This window comes from Selenomonadales bacterium (assembly GCA_018335585.1).
Classification (GTDB): domain Bacteria; phylum Bacillota; class UBA994; order UBA994; family UBA994; genus UBA994.
Genome location: JAGXRZ010000007.1, coordinates 1 through 4,335, shown reverse-complemented (window position 1 = coordinate 4,335; position 4,335 = coordinate 1). Strand labels below are relative to the sequence as shown.

At 55.3% G+C, this 4,335-nt stretch carries 5 protein-coding genes; 3 read left to right on the top strand and 2 right to left on the bottom strand.

Going from position 1 to position 4,335, the window contains the following annotated elements; genetic code table 11:
- Both KGZ66_00790 and KGZ66_00785 read right to left on the bottom strand, forming a co-directional pair.
- Positions 1–593, bottom strand: a 593-nt coding sequence (locus tag KGZ66_00790) for a paraslipin (protein ID MBS3984133.1), incomplete at its 3' end; no start/stop codon positions are given.
- On the bottom strand, positions 590–1,057 hold the full coding sequence (locus tag KGZ66_00785; GenBank protein MBS3984132.1) for an NfeD family protein: 468 nt from the start codon (positions 1,055–1,057) through the stop codon (positions 590–592). The genes KGZ66_00785 and KGZ66_00790, both read right to left, overlap by 4 nt.
- A 300-nt stretch (positions 1,058–1,357) precedes the next feature.
- On the opposite strand from KGZ66_00785, the gene KGZ66_00780 reads away from it, so the two are divergent.
- The 3 genes from KGZ66_00780 to KGZ66_00770 form a co-directional block, all read left to right on the top strand.
- The gene (locus KGZ66_00780; protein MBS3984131.1) at positions 1,358–1,750 is read left to right on the top strand and encodes a response regulator; all 393 of its coding nucleotides are present in this window, start codon (positions 1,358–1,360) and stop codon (positions 1,748–1,750) included.
- A gap of 88 nt (positions 1,751–1,838) precedes the next feature.
- On the top strand, positions 1,839–4,031 hold the full coding sequence (pcrA, locus tag KGZ66_00775) for a DNA helicase PcrA (protein ID MBS3984130.1): 2,193 nt from the start codon (positions 1,839–1,841) through the stop codon (positions 4,029–4,031).
- 186 nt (positions 4,032–4,217) lie between these two features.
- Positions 4,218–4,335: hypothetical protein (locus tag KGZ66_00770; GenBank protein ID MBS3984129.1), on the top strand; the 118-nt coding region annotated here is incomplete at its 3' end.

Below are 4,335 nucleotides of genomic sequence, written 5' to 3'. Positions count from 1 at the left end.
GCAGTTAGGATGTTAGCCGCGCGCTCGCCTTCCGCCGCGAGAATTTGCGCCCGCTTGTCGCGTTCGGCTCGCATCTGCTTTTCCATGGCGTCTTTAATGTCCTTAGGCGGCTCAATCGACTTTAGCTCCACGCGGTTAACCCTGACGCCCCACTTGTCAGTCGCTTGGTCGAGGGTGAGGCGCAGCTGCGCGTTGATGCGCTCGCGCGATGTCAACGTTTCGTCTAATGCCAGCTCGCCGATTACGTTTCTAATCGTCGTCTGCGTAAGGGTTTCGATGCCTACGCGCAGTCTGGCGATTTCATACGTGGCCTTGACGGGGTCGGTGATTTGGTAGTAAATCACGGTGTCGATTTGCATAGTGACATTGTCCTTGGTGATGACCGGCTGTGGCGGGTAATCCATTACCTGCTCGCGCAAGTCAATTAGAGGCAGAACGCGGTCAATAAATGGCACTACGAACTGCAGCCCGTTAGGTAACAGGCGGTGGTAGCTACCTAGGCGTTCCACCACGCCCACCGTTGACTGGCGGATAACCCGGAAAGTAAAAAGAGCGACGAGCAGGACAAAGGCTAGAAGTACCCAAAGCATCATCTGATTCCCTCCTTGTTTTGGTCTGTGTTAAGTGTAAGCGCGCGGACAACCAGCCTGACACCGGTTACTCCGACTACCTCCACCTTCTCACCTACGGCAATGTCGCGCGGCGTCTCCGCCAGGGCTGACCATTCTTCGCCTAGGACTGTAACCACGCCGAGACCGCTAGCGGCAGAGATGCGCTGCGTGACGGTCGCCGTCGTGCCCACCATGGCGTTGTAGTTTGTCTTCGTCTCTTTAGCCCCGCCTCGCACTCGTGCCGCGAAACTGCGGCTACAGGCAAGCAGCACAACGGTTGTTAGGATAAACGACACTAGTTGTACCGCAATAGAAAGCTCAAGGTAGGCCGCCAATGCCGCCGCCAATGCTCCTATGCCAAACCAAATAATCACAAACCCAGGCGTAATCATTTCGAACCCAATTAGCGCCAGACCGATTATTAGCCAGGTTAGCCACACGTCCAAGCTAAGCACCTCCCAAAGTACACGCTATCATTTACTACGCAAGTGCGCGGGCAAAGTTTCTCCCAAGGCGCGATTCCAGGCACTTCGACTTTCTTGTCGTAATTTCCCGGGAAATAGGGTTTTTGCAGGTCAAAATAATGTCACAATTCAGCAGTTGATTACCCTCGCCGTCGAACAAACACGCCTAATGATGAAACACACCACTACAGCTAGTGGTGTGAGAAAATTGTACCACAAAATATTGACATTGCCATGTTCTGTGGTAAAATTATACCTAAGGGTAGTAGGGGGTGACAGCCTTTGTTGCGTAAAAGAGTGCTGATCATCGACGACCAAGCTGGGATTCGGGCCTTGTTTCGCGAAGTGTTTGGCGTTTTCGGTTGTGAAGTAGTGGAAGCAGGCAATGGCTATGAGGGCGTAGAGGTCGCATCCGAGTGTGCGCCTGACATTATCTTTCTTGACATGAAAATGCCCGGGCTATCGGGGATTGAGACTCTGCGCATCTTGCGGCGCGACCAGGTAGTAGACGTGCCCGTGGTACTTGTCACTGCCTACCAGGAAGCAGATATGATCAGCGAAGCCGAGCGCCTCGGCGTGGCAGCGCGTCTTGTTAAGCCATTTGATGTAGAAGAGCTGTGCGGACTGATGCGCCATCTAACCACTCCGCTTCCGCTGCAGGTTGCCGGGATGTAAAGTGCTCTGGTAATATGGATATGGCGACGGACACCCGTAACCGGCTAGGCCACGCGGTGTCTTTTGTTTTAAGGAGTTGACAGCGGTGATATCTAAGTCAGAGCTATCTCTTAACCCCGTACAAAAACAAGCGGTAGAGCACGGTCATGGCCCTCTCTTGATTCTAGCCGGAGCTGGCAGCGGCAAAACGCGGGTGCTGACGCAGCGCATCGCGCATCTAGTAAACAGGTGCGACATCAGCCCGTCGCGCATTCTCGCCATCACTTTCACCAACAAGGCGGCGAACGAGATGCGCGAGCGCCTCTACCGCCTTCTGCCACAGGCGCGCGACCTCTGGATTTTTACCTTTCATGCCGCAGCGCTGCGTATTCTCAAGCAGCATGGTGAGGCCATAGCGCTCAGCCGTAACTTCGTCGTCTATGATACACAAGACCAGATGTCTCTCATAAAGACGTGTCTCAAGCAACAAAATATCGACCCCGAACGGTATCCGCCGCAGTCCGTCTTGGCCCGCATTAGTAACGCCAAGAACAGCCTACAGGATGCCGAGGAGTTCGCGAGTCTAAGTCGCGATTACTACTCGGAGAAGATTTCTTCAGCCTATCTCCTGTACGAAAAGTTGCTGCGCCAAAACAATGCGCTCGACTTTGACGATTTGATATTACTTGCTGTGAAGCTTCTCCGCGAGAGCGCTAGTGTGCGCGAATACTACCAGACGCGCTTTCAGCACATACTGGTGGACGAGTATCAAGACACTAATCACGCGCAGTATACGCTCACCAACCTTTTGGCCGCGCGTCACCGCAATTTGAGTGTGGTTGGTGACGACGACCAAAGCATTTATAGGTGGCGTGGCGCTAACTTGCGCAATATCCTAGATTTTGAGCGCGATTACCCCGAGGCGGCTGTCTTTAAGCTCGAGCAAAACTATCGCAGTACGCAGTGCATACTGGACGCCGCTAATGCCATTATCGCCAACAATGCCACCCGCAAAGAGAAGCGGCTGTGGACGGCTAATCACGCGGGGGAGCCCGTCACTTTGTTTGCGGCATTAACCGAACAGGAAGAGGCCCTCTTTGTGGCACACACCATCGCCGAGGAATTAGCGGCGCGCGGGCGCTTCGAATATGAGGATTGCGCCGTACTCTACCGCATGCATGCGCAGTCGCGCGTGTTTGAAGAAGTCTTTATGCGCATGAACATTCCTTACCGCATTGTGGGTGGGTTAAGGTTCTACGAACGCAAGGAAGTAAAAGACCTGCTCGCCTACTTGCGGCTCATTGCCAACGCAAAGGATGACGTGAGCTTTAAACGCGTCGTCAACGTCCCTGCGCGCGGCATAGGCGAGGTCTCGCTAGCTAGGCTCGCGGCAGAGGCGCAAGCTAGGGGGTGCTCGCTATTTGAAGCGGCAACCGAGCTTGACGGGGCGTCGCTTGGGTTAAAGCCAGCGACAAAAGCTAAGCTAGATGGGTTCGTTAAGCAAATTTCTTCCTTTGCGCGGCAGGCTGAGTTTATGGCGCTACATGACCTTGTGGAGTTGGTGCTTGAGCAAACCCGCCTCTTGCGCCAATACGAAGCGGACGATTCGCCGGAAGCCATCACGCGGCAGGAAAACCTTGCGGAAGTTGTTTCTGTCGCGCAGGACTTTGCGGAAAAAAACCCAGACACCAACCTGCTCGATTTTCTCAACTCCGTCAGCTTGGTCACAGCGGGAGACGACGCGAGCGAAGCACAAGGGGGAGCCGTGACCTTAATGAGCTTGCATTCTGCTAAGGGGCTCGAGTTCCCGGTAGTCTTCCTCGTAGGGCTCGAGGAAGGGGTCTTCCCGCACAGCCGCGTTTTGCAGGGCGATCCCGCAGAGCTAGAGGAAGAGCGGCGCCTCTGCTATGTCGGCATTACCCGCGCGCGCGAGCGCCTGTTGCTCACTTATGCCAAGCAGCGCCTGCTGTTTGGTAGGCACAGCTTAAGCTTGCCGTCGCGCTTTATAGCCGAGCTTCCCGCGTCCTGTTTGCTGCAGCGCGGCAGCCGTAGTGAGCGAGCGATAACAGAACCTCAGTTAGCCAGGAGATTGCCGCAGGCTCCGGCTGTCCAGAAGGCTAAGCCTTCGGACACACAGACCTTCGCTCCTGCCGACAAAGTCAGCCACCCCAAGTTTGGCGTAGGCACGGTGGTCAAAGTGACCGCCGAGGATGGGGACACGTTTGTGACGGTGGCCTTCTCGCCTCCGCACGGGATTAAGACGCTTTCGCTCCAGTACACGCCGCTAAGGGGGATGAAGTAGCGTGCGTCGTGCGCCGTGCTTCGTGCTTCGTGCTTCGTGCTCCGTGGAGGACGGGGGGTAGCTAGCTCCTTGCTCCTAGCTCCTGGTAGAAAGACCCGCACTCCCCTAGTTCATGATTCACGATTCCTGATTCATGATTGCCCCCGCCCACAGCTCAACGCTCATCGCTCACGGAGGTGCCTTGCCATGAATGTCAAAGAGCGTATCGACGCGCTACGACGCGACATCGCCACACACGACTACCATTACCACGTGCTTGACGCGCCGCTTATCACAGATGCGCAGTATGATGCTCTGGTAGGCG